Source organism: uncultured Azonexus sp., assembly GCF_937982035.1.
Taxonomy (GTDB): domain Bacteria; phylum Pseudomonadota; class Gammaproteobacteria; order Burkholderiales; family Rhodocyclaceae; genus Azonexus.
The window spans coordinates 339077-357630 of record NZ_CALJNI010000001.1 but is presented as its reverse complement, the minus strand read 5'-3'; the positions used below and the strand labels follow the sequence as shown (position 1 = coordinate 357630).

The window sequence follows — 18554 nt, the reverse complement described above, 5'->3', positions numbered from 1 at the left end:
CCAGCGCCATGCCTGCGGTCAAGGCTTCCTGGTTATCGTCGCTGCAGTATCCGACGGCGATTCTTGGCGCGATTGCCCTGGTGGTGGTCGGTCTTGCCTTGAATCTTCTCCTGCCCGGCCTGTTTTCCGTCCTGCTGCTGAGTGTGGCCGGCGTCGCGATGCTCTGGCTGGCAAATGCCGAATTCCAGCATTACCGCTCGATTTCCCAGGCCTACCAACTGGCCATGCAGGCTGCACACGACGGCTTCTGGGATTGGGACCCGGTCAGCAAGAAACTTCGCGTCGGCTCCCGGCTCCTCCAGATACTGGGCTATCGTGAGGACTTCCTGCCCGACACCCACGCCTGGCTCCGCCTGGTGCATCCGGACGACGTTGCTTTCTACAATCGCGAAGTCGCCCGGCACATCAAGGGCGAAACCGATCATTTCTATTGCGAGTACCGGGTACTGGCCAGCGACGGGCAGTACCGCTGGATCGCCTCGCGCGGACTGGCCGTCCGCGACCGGCACGGAACCGCTTACCAGATGGTCGGCTCGGTCACCGACATCACCGAACGCCGGCAACATCAGGAGGAACTGGAGTTCCTGGCTCGCCACGACAGCCTGACCGGTCTGCCCAACCGCCTGCTTTTCGCCGAACAACTGCAGGCCGCCATCGACGAGGCCGGCCGGCAGCAACAAACGCTGGCCGTCCTGTTCATCGACCTAGACCGCTTCAAGAACATCAACGACAGCCTCGGTCACCGTGCCGGCGACCGCATGCTGCAAACCGTCAGCACCCTCCTGCGCAACCTGTTGCCGGCCGGCAGTCAGCTCTATCGCCAGGGCGGTGACGAATTCATCATCATCCTGCCGCAAAGCGATGGCGCCACGGCGCTGGCTGTTGCCCAGAAACTCAAGGACGCGCTCGGCGAACCGCTGGTCGATGACGACACGACTTTCCTGAGTACCGCCAGCATCGGCATCAGCCTGTTTCCGGAAGATGCCAGCGACGGCGAAACCCTGTTGCGTCACGCCGATGCGGCAATGTATGCGGCCAAGGCCCTGGGCGGCAACGCCATCCGTTTCCACACGCCGCAGATGGATGAGCGCCTGAGCTTGCGGATATCGCTCGAAACGCGACTGCGCAAGGCACTTCAGGACGATTGTTTCGAACTGCACTACCAGCCCAAGCTCAGCCTGGCCGATGGTCGACTGGTCGGCGCCGAGGCCCTGCTGCGCTGGCGCGACGGCGACAAAATGATCCCGCCGGACCAGTTCATTCCGGTCGCCGAGGAATGCGGACTGATCGTCCCGCTCGGCGACTGGGTCATCGACCGTGCCGCCCGGCAGATTGCCGAATGGCGGCAGCTTTACGGCGGGATCCCGCCGATCGCCATCAACCTGTCGCCGCGCCAGTTCTGGCGCCCTTCCGTCTCGCAACGGATACTCGACACCCTGGCGGAAAACGGCTTGCCGACGTCGGCGATGGATGTTGAAGTCACCGAGTCGGTCGTCCTCGACCCCGGTGGCGACGGTGTCGACCAGCTGTCGCGCCTGCGTGCGGCCGGCATCGGCATCGCCCTCGACGATTTCGGCACCGGTTACTCGTCCCTCTCCTACCTGCAGCGGCTGCCGGTCGGCTCACTCAAGATCGACCGCGCCTTCATCACCGGGCTGCTCGACGACGAACAGCAGCACAACAGCGAGCCGCTGGTCCGGGCGATCATTGCCATGGCGCACAGCCTGTCGCTGGAAGTCGTCGCCGAAGGGGTCGAGACACAAGCCCAGTGGGACATCCTGGCGGCACTGGGCTGCGATGTGGTGCAAGGCTACCTGGTCAGCCGCCCGCTGCCGCACGCACAGTTTGCCGAACGCTTCCTGAGTCAGACACCGCCCGCTCAGGGATAAACCTTGCAGAAACCGATGCCATTGACCGGGTCGCTGACCAGGCCGAGCAAGGTGAAGAAAATCGACAGACCAATGAAAAAGGCGACCCAACGGGCCGCCTTCCGGTGACGCTGTACCAGTTCCCGGCAGGGCTGGCAGAAGCGCATGACAATTACAGGCCGCGTTGCGCCCGCTTGCGTTCGATTTCCGTCAGATGGCGCTTGCGCAGACGGATCGACTTCGGCGTCAGTTCCACCAGTTCGTCCTCGTCGATGAATTCGACGGCAGCTTCCAGGCTGAGCTGGACCGGCGGCACCAGACGGACGGCTTCGTCAGTCCCCGAGGCGCGGACGTTGGTCAGCTGCTTGCCCTTGATCGGGTTCACGACCAGATCGTTCTCGCGGCTGTGGATGCCGATGATCATGCCCTCGTACAGCTTTTCGCCCGGGCTGACGAACATGCGGCCGCGATCCTGCAGCTTCCACAGCGCGTAGGCCACGGCTTCGCCGTTGTCCTGCGAGATCAGCACGCCGTTGCGACGCTCGGCGACGGTGCCTTCCTTGACCGGGGCGTATTCGTCGAAGACGTGGCTCATCAGGCCGTTGCCGCGGGTCAGGTTCATGAACTCGCCCTGGAAACCGATCAGGCCGCGGGCCGGGATGCGATATTCGATACGGACGCGACCGCGACCGTCCGGCACCATGTCGAGCATCTCGCCCTTGCGCAGGCCGAGCGCTTCCATGACGCCGCCCTGGTGTTCTTCCTCGACGTCGACGGTCAGCTGCTCGTACGGCTCGCATTCGACGCCGTCGATGACCTTCTTGACCACGCGCGGACGACCGACGGCCAGTTCGTAGCCTTCGCGGCGCATGTTTTCGAGCAGGATGCCGAGGTGCAGTTCGCCGCGGCCGGCCACGTCGAAGACGTCGCCGTTCGGAGTGTCATGCACGCGCAGCGCCATGTTGGTCAGCAGTTCCTTGTGCAGGCGATCGCGGATCTGGCGGCTGGTGACGAACTTGCCTTCGGTACCGGCGAGCGGGCTGGTGTTGACCATGAACTGCATGGACAGCGTCGGTTCGTCGATCTTCAGCAGCGGCAGTGCTTCCGGCTGGTCCGGATCGGTCACGGTACAGCCCAGCACCAGATCCTCGATACCGGTGATCTGGACGATGTCACCGGCCAGCCCCTCTTCCATCTCGACCTTGTTCAGGCCCTTGTAGCCGAACACCTGACCGATCTTGGCCTTGATCGGCGAGCGGTCGTGCTCGGCGGCCTCTTCTTCGGTGCCGAACATGACCATCACGTTCTGGCCGGTCTTGACGCGGCCGCGGATGATCTTGCCGACGCCGATGCGACCGACGTAGGACGAATAATCGAGCGCGGAAATCTGCAGCTGCAGCGGCGCGTCGACATCAGCATCGGGGGCCGGCACATGGCGCAGGATGGTGTCGAACAGCGGCTTCATGTTTTCGCGCGGCTGGTCGAGTTCCATCGCCGCCCAGCCGTTGAGGCCGGAAGCGTAAACGATCGGGAAGTCGAGCTGCTCGTCGGTGGCGCCGAGCTTGTCGAACAGGTCGAATGTCAGGTTGACAGCATTGTCCGGATCGGCGCCGTCGCGGTCGACCTTGTTGACCAGCACGATCGGACGCAGGCCCTGGGCCAGCGCCTTCTTGGTCACGAAACGGGTTTGCGGCATCGGGCCTTCGGCGGCGTCGACCAGCAGCACCACGCCATCGACCATGCCGAGCACGCGCTCGACTTCACCGCCGAAGTCCGCGTGGCCCGGGGTATCGACGATGTTGATGTGGATGCCTTCGTATTCGACGGCGGTGTTCTTGGACAGGATGGTGATGCCGCGTTCTTTTTCGATGTCACCAGAGTCCATCACGCAATCGACCACCTGCTGGTGGGCTGCGAAAGTACCGGATTGGCGGAGCAGCTGGTCGACCAGCGTGGTCTTGCCGTGGTCGACGTGGGCGATGATGGCGATGTTGCGGATGGGGCGTGCGGACATGTTTGTAGGAATAGTCAGAAAAATCAAAGGCGTGATTCTACCATCCCATGCTGCGTCGCAGCATATTTGCTCGAACAAGCCGATAAATAATTTCAAGTTTGCTAACAACTGCGATTGGACAGCAAACCGCAGCTTGCCTATGCTCGCGGCAAGACCTCCCGGAGTACCCAAAATGCTGCATCGCGCCCTCACCCTCTGCCTCCTGGCGCTGCTTGCCGCACCGGTAGCCGCAAGCTGGCAGGACCGAAGCAAGCATGACGAAGCCAGGATGGTGGATATCCGCCACGACGGCGAGAAGCGCCGCTACGCGCTGTACGTTCCGCCCGGTCTGGATACCAGCAAGCCAGCGCCACTGGTGCTGGCCTTTCACGGCGGCGGCGGACACGCCGAGTTCATGGCCGACGACGCACGCTACGGTTTGATCAGCAAGGCGCGCGAGGCCGGTTTCGTCGTCGCCTTTCCCAATGGATACAGCCGCTTGCCGCGCGGCCGGCTGGCCACCTGGAACGCCGGCGGCTGCTGCGGCGATGCGCGTGACCGCGGCAGCGACGACGTCGGCTTCAGCCGCGCCGTGGTCGCCGATATCGGCCGCCGGGTGGCAATCGACCGCCAGCGCGTTTTCGCCACCGGCATGTCGAACGGTGCCATGATGGCCTACCGGCTGGCCTGCGAAGCCGCCGACCTGGTCCGCGCAGTGGCCGCCGTCGCCGGTACCGAGGCCGTCGCCGAATGCCGACCGGCGCGGCCGGTGCCGGTCCTGCACATCCACGCGCGCAACGACACGCATGTGCTGTTCGACGGCGGCGCCGGCCCGGACGCCTTTCGCGATGCGAGCAAGGTCATGGATTTCGTCTCGGCGCCGGAAACGGTCAAGCGCTGGGTCGGCCGCAATGCCTGCCAGACGCAACCCGAACGCACACTGGAACGACCTGGCGCCTGGTGCGAACGCTACCGCGGCTGCCGCGACGGCGCCACCGTCCAGCTCTGCGTCACCGCCGACGGCGGCCATTCCTGGCCGGGCGCCGAGGCCGTCCGCCGCGGCAAGGAAAACGCCTCGCAGGCGCTTGACGCCAGCGAGGCGATCTGGACTTTCTTCAGCGAAGTGTCAGGCGCCCGGCGCTGAAACTCAGCCTTCCTTGTTGCGCATGAAGTCGGCGGTATTGAAGAAGTTGTTCAGCAAGACCTTGCGGATGTCTTCCTCGATGCCGACATCCTCCATCGCCAGCACCATGCAGGCGACCCACTGGTCGCGCTCGAGCGTACCGATGGCGAAGGGCATGTGGCGCGCGCGCAGACGCGGATGGCCGTATTCCTCGACGAACAGGTCGGGGCCGCCGAACCAGCCGGAGAGGAACTTGAACAGCTTGTCGCGCGAGCCGGCCAGGCTGGGCGGGTGCATCGCGCGCAGCTCGGCGAACTGGGGAACGGTGTCCATCAGTTCGTAGAAGCGGTCGGCCAGCTTGCCGACCGTCGCTTCGCCGCCGATTTTCTCGTAGGTGGTGGCCTGTTTTTCTTCCATGCGGTTCTCCCTGTTTTTATCGTGGTGAGTTTTTCTTGCGCGGCGCAGGACGCTGACCGGAAGGACGCTGCGCGTTCGCCGGACGGGCCGCCGAGGCTGCATGACCGGTACGCGGCTTGCCGTGGGTCGAGCCCCCCGGTCTGGCAGGCGCAGATTTTCCGCCCGGCGCCGCTCTTGAGGCTACGGCAACGGCTGCCGCTGCCTTCATGCCAGTACCAGCCGGTTGCCAGGCTGGCACCAGCTGCTTCTTGCCGTTGCCGATCAGGTCGGCGCGACCCATTTCCTTCAAGGCCTCGCGCAGCAGCGGCCAGTTTTCCGGGTCGTGATAACGCAGGAAAGCCTTGTGCAGCTTGCGCTGGCGCGCCCCGCGCACGGCGCCGACGGTTTCCCCGCCCTGCCGGTGCAGCTTTTTCAGCGGGTTCTTCTCGGTGTGGTACATGGTCGTCGCCAGCGCCATCGGCGTCGGCAGGAAGGTCTGCACCTGGTCGAGGCGGAAGTTGTTCTTCTTGAGCCACAGCGCCAGGTTGACCATGTCCGTATCCTGGGTGCCCGGGTGCGCGGCGATGAAATACGGGATCAGGTACTGTTCCTTGCCGGCCTCGCGGGAAAAGCGGTCGAACAACTGCTTGAAGCGGTCGTAAGTGCCAATGCCGGGTTTCATCATCTTCGACAGCGGGCCGTCCTCGGTGTGCTCCGGGGCGATCTTCAGGTAGCCGCCGACGTGGTGCTGGACCAGTTCCTTGATGTACTCGGGCGAGCGCACCGCCAGGTCGTAACGCAGGCCGGAGCCGATCAGCACCTTCTTGACGCCCTTCAGGCTGCGCGCCCGGCGGTACAGCGAAATCAGCGGCGTATGGTCGGTGCCGAGGTTTTCGCAGATGTCGGGATAGACGCAGGAAAGCCGACGGCAGGCCGATTCGATCTTCTCGTCCTTGCACTTCAAGTGGTACATGTTGGCGGTCGGCCCGCCAAGATCGGAAACGATGCCGGTGAAGCCCGGCGTCTTGTCGCGCATTTCCTCGATCTCGCGGATCACCGAATCCTCGGAGCGGCTCTGGATGATGCGTCCTTCGTGCTCGGTGATCGAACAGAAGGTGCAGCCACCAAAGCAGCCGCGCATGATGTTGACCGAGAAGCGGATCATCTCCCAGGCCGGAATCTTGGCCTCGCCGTAGGCCGGATGCGGCCGACGGGCATAGGGCAGCTCGTAGACACCGTCGAGTTCCTCGGTAGTCAGCGGCACCGGCGGCGGATTCAGCCAGACGTCGCGCTCGCCGTGCGCCTGGCGTAAGGCGCGGGCGTTGCCCGGGTTGGATTCGAGGTGAAAGGTGCGCGAGGCGTGGGCATAGAGCACCGGATCGTCCTTGACCTGCTCGTAGGCCGGCAGGCGGACGACGGTATGGGCGCGGCGTTCGCGGCGGGCGGCCAGGCGCTCGGCGCGCGAGACGATGCGCACCGGTTGGGCGCCATCGGTGGCAGCCGGCGTCGCACAGGCATTATTGTCAGTGCCCTCGTCCATCGCGTAGGGATCGGCGTGCTTGACCAAGGGGCCGGGCGTATCGACCTCGGTCGAATCCATCTCTTCCCACTCAGCGGACGGCAGCCAGTCGCGCCCGACCATGAAGGCGGTGCCGCGCAGGTCGCGGATTTCCGAAATTTTCTCGCCCTTGGCCAGGCGATGCGCCAGTTCGACGATGGCGCGTTCGGCATTGCCGAAGACCAGCAGGTCGGCCTTGGAATCGGGCAGCACCGAGCGGCGCACCTTGTCCGACCAGTAATCGTAGTGCGCGATGCGCCGCAGGCTGGCCTCGATCGAACCGATCACCACGGCCGAACCGGGAAAGGCCTCGCGGCAGCGCTGGGCATAGACGGTGACCGCACGGTCGGGCCGCTTGTTGGCCTCGCCATGCGGCGTGTAGGCGTCGTCCGAGCGGGGCTTGCGGTCCGAGGTGTAGCGGTTGACCATCGAATCCATGTTGCCGGCGGTGACGCCGAAGAACAGGTTGGGCTTGCCCAGTTGGCGGAAGTCGGCCGCCGAATTCCAGTCCGGCTGGCTGATGATGCCGACGCGGAAGCCCTGGGCTTCGAGCAGGCGCCCGATCAGCGCCATGCCGAAACTCGGGTGGTCGATGTAAGCGTCGCCGGTGATCAGGATGATGTCACAGGAGTCCCAGCCGAGCTGGTCCATTTCGGCCCGGGACATCGGCAGGAAGGGCGCCGGACCGAAGCGGTGGGCCCAGAATTTGCGCCACGAGAAGAGCGGACGAATGGCTGGCTGAGTGGTGTTTGTAAGCATGCAATATTTTACCTAAGTGTGCCAAGTGCCATGGCATACTTGGATTTTTCAACGCCCGTAAAGCTTTCAGGCAACGATGAATCTACCCATCCGCGAACAGTCAGGCGTGCTGATCGTCGAAGTCGGCGGTCGCATAGACCACAGCATTGCAGAAGAGTTCACCCGGGCACTCGACCCCTTGCTGGCCAACTGCTCCCAGGGTCAATTGCCGGTCTTGCTCGATTTCTCCGGCGTGATCTACATCAGCAGTGCCGGACTGCGCGTCCTGATGATGGCCTCGCGCCAGGCCAAGGCCCAGCAGGGCAGCTTCGCCATCGCCGCGCTGACGCCCCTGGTCCAGGAAGTATTCACGATCAGCCGCTTCAACCTAATCGTTCCCTGCTATGCCAGCGTGGACGCAGCCTGCAAGGTACTCGGCCAATGAAACAGGTGGTTTTCTGGGGTACCCGGGGCTCATTGCCGACGGCAATGACCAGTCACGACATCCGGGAAAAGATCGTTTCCGCGCTGGTTACCGCCAATGGCCGGAGTTTCCGCAATCGCGCCGCCATCGACGAATTCGTCGACAGCCTGCCTTTTGCCGTCAGCTCGACCTTCGGCGGCAATTCCTCGTGCGTCGAGATCGTCGCCGACTGCCCTGAACACATCATCTGTGACATGGGCAGCGGCGCCCGCCCGCTCGGCCAGGCCAAGATCGCCCGTTTCGGCGTGCCCAACCCGCAGACCTATCACATCTTCGTCTCGCACCTGCACTGGGATCACCTGATGGGATTCCCGTTCTTCACGCCGATGTACATTCCGGGCAACCGGATCGTCATCCACGGTTGCCACGCGCAACTCGAGGAAGCCATCCGCCTGCAGATGCGAGCCCCCTGCTTTCCCGTGGATTACTCGCAGGCCGGCGCGAAAATCGAATTCGACCTGATGACGCCGGGCAAACCGCATTTCATCTGCGGCCTGAACGTCACGCCCAAGTTGCAACTGCATGCCGGCGACTCCTACGGCTACCGTTTCGACAGCGTCGACAAATCGGTGGTCTACAGCACCGACTCGGAACACAAGCTCGACGACATCGAATCCTTCGACGAATTCATCCGCTTCTTCGACAAGGCCGACCTGGTCATCTTCGACGCCATGTACTCGCTGGCCGAGGCCGCCTCGGTCAAATCGGACTGGGGACATTCGAGCAATGTCGTTGGCGTCGAGTTGTGCCAGGCCGCTGCCGCCAAGAAACTGGCGCTGTTCCACCACGAACCGATCCACGACGACAAACAGCTCAGCCGACTGCTCGCCGAAACCCGCCGCCTCGAGCAAATCACGCGCGGCGATCGGGCGCCGCTGGAGATCGTCTCCGCTTACGACGGACTGATCGTCGAATTGTGAGCCGCCTGACCGCCCTCGCCGCGGCCCTGCTGCGCGCCGGGCGGGGACGCCTGTTCCCGGTCGTGCTGCTGGCGATAGCCGCCGGCCTGCTGCACAACATCGAGCGCACGCCCTTGCACAACCTGCAGGCCAGCCAGTTCGACCGCTATCAGCGACTGCAGCCGAGACAACGCGAGAACGAGCCGGTCATCGTCGTCGGCATCGACAGCCAGAGTCTGGTTGCCCATGGCCAGTGGCCCTGGCCGCGCGATCTGGTCGCCCGCTTGTTGACTAGGATACAGGCCGGCAAACCGCTGGCCGTCGGTCTCGACTTCGTTTTCGCCGAGCGCGACCAGCATGCCCCCGAACTGATCGCCCGTCGCCTGCCCGGCAGCGCCCACCTGCTGCACGGTTTGCCCGACCCGGATGCGGTCCTGGCCGAGGCCGTCGGCCGCGCCCCGACCACGCTGGCGGTCGTCGGCCTGTCCCGCGAGTTGCCGGGCGCCCGGAAGCCGCTGCATCCCCTGCCGGCGGTAACAATGGACCCCGCCGCGACGACCGCCCTGCCGCACTTTGCCAGCGCCCTCGCCAGCCGCCCCGAACTCCAGACCGCAGCCGGCAGCGAGGGCTTCATCAACGCCACCCCGGACAATCTGGCCAGCCACGGCGAACGCGGCATCCTGCGCCGGGTCCCCACGCTGGCCTTCATTCACGACCAGCCCTACCTGTCGCTGCCGCTGGAAATGGTGCGCCAGGCGCTGGGCGGCGGCGAGGTCGCGGTCGACCAGAGCAGCGCCGGCATGCGTGGCATCCGGATCGGCGACTACCACCTGCCGACGCAGGCCAACGGCGAACTGCTGCTGCACTTCGGCAAGGCCAGCGCCAACTACTATCTGTCGGCGGCCGACGTCCTGGCCGGCGAGCATCCGCCGGAAATATTCGCCTCGCGCTTCGTCATCGTCGGTTTCAACAGCATCGGCCTGCAGGACCGGGTGATCAGCCCGCTCGGCGACAGTCTGCCCGGCGTGGACATTCACACCCAGGTCATCGAAAGCCTGCTCGAGCAAACCGCTTTACGCCGGCCGCACTGGATGCCGCTGGTCGAGATGAGCGCCCTGCTGTTTGGCGGATTGTTGCTGATCGCTGCCGTGCCGGCGCTACGTCCGCGTTACGCGGTCTTCACCTTCGCCGGCCTCAGCCTGAGCCTGGTCGGCAGCGGTTACCTGGCCTTCCTGGCCGGTCGCTGGCTGTTCGACGGACCGTCGCTGAGCGTCCTCCTGGCCCCGGTCTTCATGGCCCTGCTCGGCAGCACGCTGATTGCCGCCGACGCCCGCCGCCGCGAAGCGGAACGCCAGTTGCAGAGCAGCCGCGAGGAAGCCGCCCGCGTCGCCGGCGAACTCGATGCCGCCCGCAAAATCCAGATGGGCCTGCTGCCCGACCCGGAAAAGTGCTTTGCCGGAGAAAAGCGTTTCGCCATCGGCGCCGTGCTCGAACCCGCCCGAGCTGTCGGCGGCGATTACTACGACTGTTTCATGCTCGACAGGCAGCGCCTGTGCATCGCCATCGGCGACGTTTCCGGCAAGGGCGTGCCGGCCAGCCTGTTCATGGCCATCTCCAAGACCCTGAGCGGCACACTGGCCCGCCGCCACGACGATCTGGCCGCCGCCGTGCAGGACATCGAACGCGAACTCAGCCGGGAAAATCCGGCCTATCTGTTCGTCACCGCCTTCATCGCCATTCTCGACGTCGAATCCGGAACCCTGGATTACGTCTGCGCCGGCCACGATGCGCCGATGCTCAAGCGCGGCGCAGACATCCTGCGCATCGATACCGACACCATCGCCGGTCCGCCCCTGTGTGCGCTGGGCGACTATCCTTACGTTGCCGGCCGGAGCACCTTGTCGCCCGGCGACCTGCTCTGCCTGTTCACCGATGGCGTCAGCGAGGCCGGTGACGGCGGCGAACTATTTGGCACGCAGCGGCTGGCCGACTGCCTGGCGACGCTCCCCGACGCCTCACCGAACCGGCAATGCGCGCTGATCCGCGACGCGGTCCGGCGCTTCGAGGCCGGCGCGGCGCCGGCCGATGACCTGACCCTGCTGCTGCTGCGCTGGAACGGACCACTCAGCGGATATTGATTTCCACCCGGCGGTTACGCGCTTCCTCGACCTCGTCGGCGGTGGCCACCAGCGGCTCCCGCTCACCGCGACCGGCGACTTCGAGTTTTTCTGCCGGCAGGCCCTCAGCCACCAGCAGATCGCGCATGGTCTGCGCCCGCTGCAATGACAGCGCGTCGTTGGCTTCCACCGAACCGACCCGGTCGGTATGGCCGATGACCATGACCTCAGGCGCCGTGCGCGCTGCAACTTCCTGCCTGACCCGGGCAAACTCGGCCTCGGACTCGGGCGTCAGACGATCGCTGCCGAGTTCGAAATAGAGCACGAAGCTGACCGGACGGACCGGCAGCGCCTGCAAGGTCTGCGCGTAACGGGCCTGCACCGTTTCGGCATCGGTCTGATCGGCGCGATTGATGCCAAGGCGCCGGACCGTTGCCGCGTAGGGCTGGTCGAGCACCTGTTCGGTACCAGCGCGATCCCGCAGCACGACGGCGGCCGGCTTGCCGTCGGGCGACGGCAGCAGGACCACGCGCTCGCTGGCACAACCGGCCAGCAGGAGTAACGCCAGCCCCGGCAGCAGCAACTTATTCATTGCTGCCCCCGGCGACCTCGATGATGAACTCCGTGCCGCGAACGCCAAGCACCGACGTCGGCGTATGGAAATCGACCGATTCCGGTGTCCGCTTGGCGATCTTGCCGGTAGCGACCGACAACGTCCCTTTACGGACGCCGACCGACATCCGGCCATCCAGCGTCGAACTGTCGAAAACGAATTTGTCGATCACCACCAGCGAGCCCGGACCAGCGGAAAGCAGCGTGTTGTCGCGCAAGGTCACACCCACGGCACCATCGCCCCCGGTGCGCACACGGTCGGCAACCAGCACCTGGGTACCCACCGGAGCCGGCAGGGTTGCGCCCTGGCGCTCAATGACGACCTGCCCGCTGCTCGTCTTGACCATGCCGGCCACGTCGGCCGCCAGCGCGGAAAGACTGCCGGCCATGCCGACAATCATCAAAGCTGCTGCACGATGTGATCTAATCATTGCCCTGTCGTCCTGTATTTGTCATGAGCGAACATTCTACGGAAATTTCGGTCCCGGCGCGCCACCAGGCGCTGGCCCAGCTGAACGCCGGCATCGCCGATGCCTGCGCGGGCCTGGGTATTTCCGGGACGGATTGCCTGCGCCTGCAACTCGTCGCCGAGGAATTGTTCATCAACACCATCGACCATGGCCTGCAGCGAAACAGCGACAGCATCGTCCGCCTGGTTGTCGGACGCGACGACGGCGGTCTGACGCTGCGTTACGAGGATGAAGCACCGGCCTTCAACCCCTTCCTGCCGCCCGCCACAACGGCCGGCGACGACAGCATCGGCGGACTCGGCCTGGCACTGCTCAGCGGCATGAGCCAGTCGCAGCACTATCGCCGCGAAGGCGGGCGCAACATCGTCGAGATCGGCCTTCAGGCTCCCTGACGCAACGCCGCCAGCGGCGGCACGGCGAGCAGCCGGCGCATGCCCAGCCAGCCGGCCAGCGTGGTCGCCAGCGCGCAAAGCACGGCCGCCAGCAGCGGCGATGTCAAGGAAAACACGGGGTCGAGCTGGAACACCTGGCGCGCCAGCAACTGGCCGACCACCGCCGCGCCCAGTGCCGCAATCAGGCCGGCCAGCGCGCCGACGGCCGCCAGTTCGACCAGCAGGGCGGCGCGCAATTGATCGCGGCGGGCGCCCAGCGCGCGCATCACGGCCAGTTCGAAACGCCGCTCGTCGATCGCCGACAACAGCGCGGCGTACAGCACCACGGCGCCGGCCGCCAGCGTGAACAGGAAAACCACCTGAACGGCCGCCACCACCTGCCCGACCACCGACTGGATCTGGGCCAGGATGGCGTCGATGTCGATCACCGTCAGGTTGGGGAATTCCTCGACCAGCCGCGCCGCTGCCGGACGTTGCGCGGCGCTCAGGTGGAAGCTGGTGATGTAGCTGGCCGGCGCGTCTTCGAGCACGCCCGGCGGCGTCAGCACGAAGAAATTGACGCGCATCGAATCCCAGTCGAGTTTGCGCAGGCTGGTCACCTCGACCGGCTTTTCGACACCGGCCACCGAAAACACCAGGCGGTCGCCGAGGGCGATACCCAGGGTCTTGGCCAGCCCGGCCTCGACCGAGGCTTCTCCCGCTTTACCGGAGAACCAGCGCCCGCTGACCAGTTCATTGCCCGTCGGCAGGTCGGCCCGCCAGGAGAGGTTGAATTCGCGTTCGATCAGGCGCTGCGCCCGGTCGTCGTCAGGAAAATCGGCGGCGCTGATCGGCCGGCCATTGACGCTGAGCAGGCGGGCGCGAACCATCGGCGCCAGTTCGGCGGCGATGCCCTGCCCGGCCAGCCATTCAGCCACCGCCTGGCGCTGGTCCGGCTGGATATTGATGACGAAACGATTCGGCGCGTCGGCCGGCACCGATTTCTGCCAGGCCTCGACCAGCTCCAGCCGGGTCACGCCGAGCAGCAGCAAGGCCATCAGACCGATGCCGAGAGCGACGACCTTCAGGGTATTGGCCGCGCCATGCCGCGCCAGCGTCGCCAGACCCTGACGCCAGCCGAAGCCGGCACCGCCGCGCAGCCGGCCGGCCAGACGCACGGCCAGCCAGGCAATGCCCCAGAACAAGGCCAGCGCCCCGACAAAACCGCCCACCGCCAGCAAGCCCAGGCGCAAATCGCCGGCCGCACGCACGATCAGCACGGCCAGCAGCAGGAAACCGAACAGGTAACCGATGACCGCCAGTGGTGCCGGCGGCCCCAGTTCCCGGCGCAGCACCCGCAGGGTCGGCACCCGCGCCAGTTGCAACAATGGCGGCACGGCGAAACCGAACAACAGCACGGCGGCAACCAGCAGGCCTTCAAGTACCGGGCCGCTGCCGGGCATCGGCAACTGCGCGCCGAGCAGGCCGCTCATTGCCGAAACCAGCGCGAAATGGGCGGCAAAGCCGAGCAACACGCCAAGCAAGGTGGCCAGCAGCGTCATCATCAGAAAACCCAGCACGTGCAGGCGCAGCAGCCCGCCCTGGGTCGTTCCCAGGCAACGCAGCACGGCACAGGCATCGAGATGGCGCTGCATGTAGCGGCGCGCCGCCAGGGCCACGGCGATCGCTGACAGGATCACCGTCAGCAAGGTCGCCAGACCGAGGAAACGCTGCGCCTTGTCGAGCGCATTGCGCACTTCCGGGCGGGCATCGGCGATTCCTTCCAGACGCTGGCCGCGATCCAGCCGGCTTTCGGCCCACTCGCGCCAGCCGGCCAGCGCCGGATCGCTGCCGGCGAGCAGCAGCCGGTAACGGACGCGGGCGCCGAACTGGATCAGTCCGCTGGCCGGCACGTCGTCGATATGCATCATCAAGCGCGGCGCCACCGAAAACAGGTTGAAGCTGCGATCCGGCTCCTGGGTCAGCACCCCAGCCGCCGGCAACTGCAATTCGCCGACCCCGACCTTCGCCCCCGGCGTCAGCGCCAGCAGGCCGAACAGGCGGGCATCGCCCCAGACGCTGCCGGCGGATGGCCCGCCGGCCACCGCCTGATCTTCGCCATCGACCTGAGCAGCCAGACGCAACTGCCCGCGCAAGGGATAGGCGCTGCCGACCGCCTTGATTTCGACCAGTTGCGCCCGCCCTTCGGCGAAAACCATGCTTGGGAAAACCAGCGTGCGCACGACACGCAGGCCGCGCGCCTGGGCTTCACGAACGAATGCCTCGTCGATCGGCTGATCGGCGACCAGCACCAGATCGGCGCCGAGCATCTGGCGCGCTTCCAGTTCCAGGGTGCGGCCGACCCGGTCGGCCAGGAAACCGACCGCCGACACGGCGGCAACGGCGATGCACAGGGCGACGAACAGCAGGCGCAACTCGCCGGCTCGCAATTCGCGCTTGAGCATGCGCCAGGCCAGGCCCAACATCATTGCAGTTCCCGGATGCGCTGGACGGCTTCCTCGACGCGCTTGACGGCGATCACCTCCATGCCTGGAATGACCTGGCGCGGGCGGTTGGCCTCGGGAATCAGCGCCCGCGTGAAACCGAGCTTGGCCGCTTCCTTCAATCGCTCCTGACCGCGCGGTGCGGGCCGGATTTCACCGGCCAGACCAACTTCACCAAACACTATAAGTTTATCTGGCAATGCCTTGTTTTTCAATGAAGAAGTAATTGCCATAATGACTGCCAGATCGCCTGCCGGTTCGCCGATCTTGACCCCGCCGACGGCATTGACGAAGACGTCCTGATCGAAGCAGACGATGCCGGCGTGGCGGTGCAACACCGCCAGCAGCATGGCCAGACGCTGCGCGTCCAGCCCCACCGTCAGCCGGCGCGGGTTACCATGCGCGGTATCGACCAGCGCCTGGATTTCCACCAGCAGCGGCCGCGTTCCCTCCTGCGTCACCATCACGCACGACCCGGCGACTTCCTGGCCGTGCTGCGACAGGAACATCGCCGACGGATTGCTGACCCCCTTGAGCCCGGTCTCGGTCATGGCGAAGACGCCAAGTTCATTGACTGCGCCGAAGCGGTTCTTGACCGCGCGCACCAGGCGGAAACTGGAATGCGTGTCGCCCTCGAAATAGAGCACGGTATCGACCACGTGTTCGAGCACGCGCGGCCCGGCCAGCGCGCCTTCCTTGGTCACGTGGCCAACCAGGATCACGGTGATGCCAGCCTGCTTGGCCAGACGCGTCAGTTGCGCCGCGCATTCGCGCACCTGGGCGACCGACCCCGGCGCACTCGACAACTGATCCGACCACAGCGTCTGGATCGAGTCGATCACCGCCACCTGCGGTTGCTCGGCCTGCAGCGTCGCCAGAATGCGCTCGAGGTTGATCTCGGCCATCAGCGGCAGATTGCCGGTATCGAGATTGAGCCGGCGGGCGCGCAGGGCGACCTGCTGCCCGGATTCCTCGCCGGTCACGTAAAGCACCTTGTGCGCCTGGGCCAGGTGCGCCAGCGCCTGCAACAACAAGGTACTCTTGCCGATGCCCGGATCGCCGCCGATCAGCACCACGCCGCCACCGACCAGACCGCCGCCGAGCGCGCGGTCGAACTCGCCGATGCCGGTCGCGATGCGGTCGGCCTCACGCGCCTCGATGTCGGCCAGGTTCTGCAGCTTCGCTGCCGGGGCCAGCGACTCGAAACGGTGGTTGCCGGGCTTTTCGGCAATCGTCTCGACCAGCGTGTTCCAGGCATTGCAGCCGGGGCACTGGCCCTGCCACTTGGGGCTGGTCGCCCCGCATTCGGTACAACTGTAGAGCGTCTTGGCTTTGGCCATTTATTGTCCGTCGATGGTCACCGGCACGCGCGGCGCCAGGGCACAGAAAAGTTCGTAGGCAATGGTGCCGGCGGCGGCGGCCACCGCGTCGGCCGGCACGTAACCGGCCTCGCCCGGCCCCCACAACGTCACCGGACTGCCGATGCCGGCGTCGGGGATGTCGTTGAGATCGCAGGCCAGCATGTCCATCGACACCCGGCCGACGGTACGCGTCAGCTTGCCAGCAACGGCAATCGGCGTGCCGGTCGGCGCATGACGCGGATAGCCGTCGGCGTAACCGCAGGCGACGATGCCGATGCGCATCGGCCGTTCGGCAACATAGGTGCCGCCGTAGCCGATGCGTTCGCCGGTGGCGACCGTCTGCACGCCGATGATCCGGCTTTCCAGCACCATCGCCGGCTGCAGGCCGAACTCCTCGGCCGACTGGTCGGCAAACGGCGAAGCGCCGTAGAGCATGATCCCCGGCCTTACCCAGTCGCCATGCGCCAGCGGGTGGCGCAGGATGGCCGCCGAATTACCCAGGCTGACCGGCCCGTGCCATTCGCCAGCCATCGCCTGGAAACGCTCCAGTTGCCAGAGCACGCCGCGCTCGCCGTCGGCTTCGGCGAAATGCGTCATCAGCGTCAGGTTGAGCGCGGGAATCCGCTTCAGGCGCTCCCAGGCGGTCGGCAGCGCACTTTCGGTGAAACCGAGGCGGTTCATGCCGGTATTGAGTTTGAGATAGACGCTCAACGGCCGGTCGTTGCGGGCCTGCGCGGCCAGCATGTCGATCTGCTCCAGGCAATGGACGACGCTGTGCAGGCCGTGTTCGACCACCTGCTTGGCGTCGTGGATGCCGAAAATGCCTTCGAGCAGCAGGATGGGCTGACGCACGCCATGCTCGCGCAGGGCGACGGCGTTTTCACATTCGAGCAGGGCAAAGCCATCGGCCTCGCTGCGCAGGGCGTCGACCGCGCGCATCTGGCCGTGACCGTAGGCATCGGCCTTGACCACCGCCCAGGCCCAGGCATCCGGGGCATGCGCCTTGGCCTGGCGATAATTGTTGAGAATGGCCGCCGGCCGGACGCGGGCGCGGATCGGGCGGGAAATCTTCATGCTGCGTGTTCCTTGAGCTGGCGCCGGGCGAAATCGATGAAGGTGGTCAGCACCCGCGACTGGAAACGTTCCTGCGGGTGAATCAGGTAGAGGCCGCGCTTGAGCGGCGGATCGAGCGGAATCCCGCGCAATTCGCCGAGCGCAATCTCACGGGCGGCCACCGCGCGCGACACGATGGCAAACCCCAGGCCGGTAGCGACGACGCCCTTCAGCGCCTCCGGACTGCCCAGTTCCATCTGCGCCTTCAGGCTTTCCGGGGCAATGCCGTGCTCGGCAAAATAGGCGTCGGTGATCTCGCGCGTTCCCGACCCCGGCTCGCGCGAAATGAATTCGTAATCAGCGAGGTCGGCCGGACGCAACACCGGAAACTCGGCCAGCGGATAATCCGGCACGCAGATGACCTGCAGTTCGTCCTCGCAACACATCCGGCTTTCCAGCCCGGACAGTTTCGCCGGTGCTTCGATCAGTCCGACGTCGAGCGTATGTTCGGCGACCTGACCTTCGATGCTCTCCGAATTGCCGACAATCAGCCGGGCCCTGACCTGCGGGTAGAGCGCATTGAATTCGCCGAGCACGCGCGGCAGCATGAACTCGGCAATCGTCGTGCTGGCGCCGACCAGCAGCGGCCCGCGCATTTCACCGGTCATCTCGCCGATGCGGATGTCCATTTCGTCGGACAAGGCGAGGATCTTGCGAGCGTATTCGAAGGCCAGTTCGCCGGCCGGCGTCAGCGAAATGCTGCCGTGACGACGCTCGAACAGGCGGGTGGCGTATTGTTCTTCCAGTTGCCGGATCTGGAAGGTGACCGCCGGCTGCGTCATGAACAGGGCATCGGCCGCACGGGTGAAACTCAGATGTTTGGCTACGGCATGGAACACCTGCAAACGCCGGTCAGCCATGGGAGAACTCCAGAAATTGGCAAAGCGTTATTCAACCACATTCGTCCGCCTGTCCGCGTAACGGCGTGTATTTTTCCCTAGTCGCTG

Annotated in this window: 16 protein-coding genes; 6 read left to right on the top strand and 10 right to left on the bottom strand. The window is 65.5% G+C overall.

Translation table 11 applies throughout. The features are described from left to right. Positions 1-8 precede the first annotated feature (8 nt). Positions 9-1889 (top strand): bifunctional diguanylate cyclase/phosphodiesterase, encoded by a 1881-nt coding sequence (locus tag Q0799_RS01665; protein ID WP_298393492.1) that lies wholly within the window; start codon positions 9-11, stop codon positions 1887-1889. Here Q0799_RS01665 and Q0799_RS01660 read toward each other — a convergent pair. After that, a complete protein-coding gene (locus Q0799_RS01660; RefSeq protein WP_298393490.1) occupies positions 1880-2035 on the bottom strand; it encodes a hypothetical protein in 156 nt (51 codons plus the stop codon). The two genes, Q0799_RS01665 and Q0799_RS01660, sit on opposite strands and share 10 nt — an antisense overlap. A gap of 5 nt (positions 2036-2040) precedes the next feature. Then, the gene (typA, locus tag Q0799_RS01655) at positions 2041-3882 is read right to left on the bottom strand and encodes a translational GTPase TypA (RefSeq protein ID WP_298393488.1); all 1842 of its coding nucleotides are present in this window, start codon (positions 3880-3882) and stop codon (positions 2041-2043) included. A 172-nt stretch (positions 3883-4054) separates the two neighbouring features. Here typA and Q0799_RS01650 point away from each other — a divergent pair, with 172 nt between their 5' ends. Next, complete coding sequence (locus Q0799_RS01650) at positions 4055-5005, top strand: PHB depolymerase family esterase (protein WP_298393486.1); 951 nt, start codon at positions 4055-4057, stop codon at positions 5003-5005. A gap of 3 nt (positions 5006-5008) precedes the next feature. On the opposite strand, the gene Q0799_RS01645 is transcribed toward Q0799_RS01650, so the two are convergent. Together Q0799_RS01645 and Q0799_RS01640 are read right to left on the bottom strand one after the other, a co-directional pair. Beyond that, positions 5009-5401, bottom strand: coding sequence for a group II truncated hemoglobin (locus Q0799_RS01645; RefSeq protein ID WP_298393483.1), 393 nt, complete (start codon positions 5399-5401; stop codon positions 5009-5011). A gap of 16 nt (positions 5402-5417) precedes the next feature. Continuing rightward, positions 5418-7697 (bottom strand): YgiQ family radical SAM protein, encoded by a 2280-nt coding sequence (locus Q0799_RS01640; protein ID WP_366940759.1) that lies wholly within the window; start codon positions 7695-7697, stop codon positions 5418-5420. 76 nt (positions 7698-7773) lie between these two features. On the opposite strand from Q0799_RS01640, the gene Q0799_RS01635 reads away from it, so the two are divergent. From Q0799_RS01635 to Q0799_RS01625, 3 genes are read left to right on the top strand one after another with little or no spacing between them, the layout of a single operon-like run. After that, on the top strand, positions 7774-8121 hold the full coding sequence (locus tag Q0799_RS01635; RefSeq protein WP_298393481.1) for an STAS domain-containing protein: 348 nt from the start codon (positions 7774-7776) through the stop codon (positions 8119-8121). Between the two features lie 44 nt (positions 8122-8165). Then, entirely contained in the window at positions 8166-9080 is a 915-nt protein-coding gene (locus Q0799_RS01630) for an MBL fold metallo-hydrolase (protein WP_298393479.1), read from the top strand. Continuing rightward, positions 9077-11197, top strand: coding sequence for a CHASE2 domain-containing protein (locus tag Q0799_RS01625; protein WP_298393477.1), 2121 nt, complete (start codon positions 9077-9079; stop codon positions 11195-11197). Before Q0799_RS01630 ends, Q0799_RS01625 begins: the two co-directional genes overlap by 4 nt. On the opposite strand, the gene Q0799_RS01620 is transcribed toward Q0799_RS01625, so the two are convergent. Continuing rightward, positions 11184-11768: an OmpA family protein gene (locus Q0799_RS01620; RefSeq protein WP_298393475.1), complete on the bottom strand. Its 585-nt coding sequence runs from the start codon at positions 11766-11768 to the stop codon at positions 11184-11186. The two genes, Q0799_RS01625 and Q0799_RS01620, sit on opposite strands and share 14 nt — an antisense overlap. After that, positions 11761-12189 carry a FecR domain-containing protein gene (locus tag Q0799_RS01615; protein ID WP_298393473.1) on the bottom strand — a complete coding sequence of 143 codons (429 nt, stop codon included), beginning with the start codon at positions 12187-12189 and terminating at the stop codon, positions 11761-11763. Before Q0799_RS01615 ends, Q0799_RS01620 begins: the two co-directional genes overlap by 8 nt. Before the next feature lie 53 nt (positions 12190-12242). Here Q0799_RS01615 and Q0799_RS01610 point away from each other — a divergent pair, with 53 nt between their 5' ends. Continuing rightward, positions 12243-12650 (top strand): ATP-binding protein, encoded by a 408-nt coding sequence (locus tag Q0799_RS01610; protein ID WP_298393471.1) that lies wholly within the window; start codon positions 12243-12245, stop codon positions 12648-12650. Here Q0799_RS01610 and Q0799_RS01605 read toward each other — a convergent pair. Genes Q0799_RS01605 through Q0799_RS01590 form a run of 4 tightly spaced genes read right to left on the bottom strand, consistent with a single transcriptional unit; the run spans position 12638 to position 18467 of the window. Further along, positions 12638-15118, bottom strand: coding sequence for an FtsX-like permease family protein (locus Q0799_RS01605; protein WP_298393469.1), 2481 nt, complete (start codon positions 15116-15118; stop codon positions 12638-12640). The two genes, Q0799_RS01610 and Q0799_RS01605, sit on opposite strands and share 13 nt — an antisense overlap. Continuing rightward, a complete protein-coding gene (gene radA / locus Q0799_RS01600; RefSeq protein WP_298393467.1) occupies positions 15115-16473 on the bottom strand; it encodes a DNA repair protein RadA in 1359 nt (452 codons plus the stop codon). Before radA ends, Q0799_RS01605 begins: the two co-directional genes overlap by 4 nt. Continuing rightward, positions 16474-17568 (bottom strand): alanine racemase, encoded by a 1095-nt coding sequence (gene alr, locus Q0799_RS01595; RefSeq protein ID WP_298393465.1) that lies wholly within the window; start codon positions 17566-17568, stop codon positions 16474-16476. Further along, positions 17565-18467, bottom strand: coding sequence for a LysR family transcriptional regulator (locus Q0799_RS01590; protein WP_298393463.1), 903 nt, complete (start codon positions 18465-18467; stop codon positions 17565-17567). Before Q0799_RS01590 ends, alr begins: the two co-directional genes overlap by 4 nt. Between the last annotated feature and the right edge of the window lie 87 nt (positions 18468-18554).

Excerpts from the sequence above, each read along its gene's own strand:
- Q0799_RS01665 (WP_298393492.1), top strand. The coding sequence starts at position 9 with ATGCCTGCGGTCAAGGCTTCCTGGTTATCGTCGCTGCAGTATCCGACG.
- Q0799_RS01660 (WP_298393490.1), bottom strand. The coding sequence starts at position 2,035 with ATGCGCTTCTGCCAGCCCTGCCGGGAACTGGTACAGCGTCACCGGAAG.
- typA (WP_298393488.1), bottom strand. The coding sequence starts at position 3,882 with ATGTCCGCACGCCCCATCCGCAACATCGCCATCATCGCCCACGTCGAC.
- Q0799_RS01650 (WP_298393486.1), top strand. The coding sequence starts at position 4,055 with ATGCTGCATCGCGCCCTCACCCTCTGCCTCCTGGCGCTGCTTGCCGCA.
- Q0799_RS01645 (WP_298393483.1), bottom strand. The coding sequence starts at position 5,401 with ATGGAAGAAAAACAGGCCACCACCTACGAGAAAATCGGCGGCGAAGCG.
- Q0799_RS01640 (WP_366940759.1), bottom strand. The coding sequence starts at position 7,697 with ATGCTTACAAACACCACTCAGCCAGCCATTCGTCCGCTCTTCTCGTGG.
- Q0799_RS01635 (WP_298393481.1), top strand. The coding sequence starts at position 7,774 with ATGAATCTACCCATCCGCGAACAGTCAGGCGTGCTGATCGTCGAAGTC.
- Q0799_RS01630 (WP_298393479.1), top strand. The coding sequence starts at position 8,166 with ATGACCAGTCACGACATCCGGGAAAAGATCGTTTCCGCGCTGGTTACC.
- Q0799_RS01620 (WP_298393475.1), bottom strand. The coding sequence starts at position 11,768 with ATGAATAAGTTGCTGCTGCCGGGGCTGGCGTTACTCCTGCTGGCCGGT.
- Q0799_RS01615 (WP_298393473.1), bottom strand. The coding sequence starts at position 12,189 with ATGATTGTCGGCATGGCCGGCAGTCTTTCCGCGCTGGCGGCCGACGTG.
- Q0799_RS01610 (WP_298393471.1), top strand. The coding sequence starts at position 12,243 with ATGAGCGAACATTCTACGGAAATTTCGGTCCCGGCGCGCCACCAGGCG.
- Q0799_RS01605 (WP_298393469.1), bottom strand. The coding sequence starts at position 15,118 with ATGATGTTGGGCCTGGCCTGGCGCATGCTCAAGCGCGAATTGCGAGCC.
- radA (WP_298393467.1), bottom strand. The coding sequence starts at position 16,473 with ATGGCCAAAGCCAAGACGCTCTACAGTTGTACCGAATGCGGGGCGACC.
- alr (WP_298393465.1), bottom strand. The coding sequence starts at position 17,568 with ATGAAGATTTCCCGCCCGATCCGCGCCCGCGTCCGGCCGGCGGCCATT.
- Q0799_RS01590 (WP_298393463.1), bottom strand. The coding sequence starts at position 18,467 with ATGGCTGACCGGCGTTTGCAGGTGTTCCATGCCGTAGCCAAACATCTG.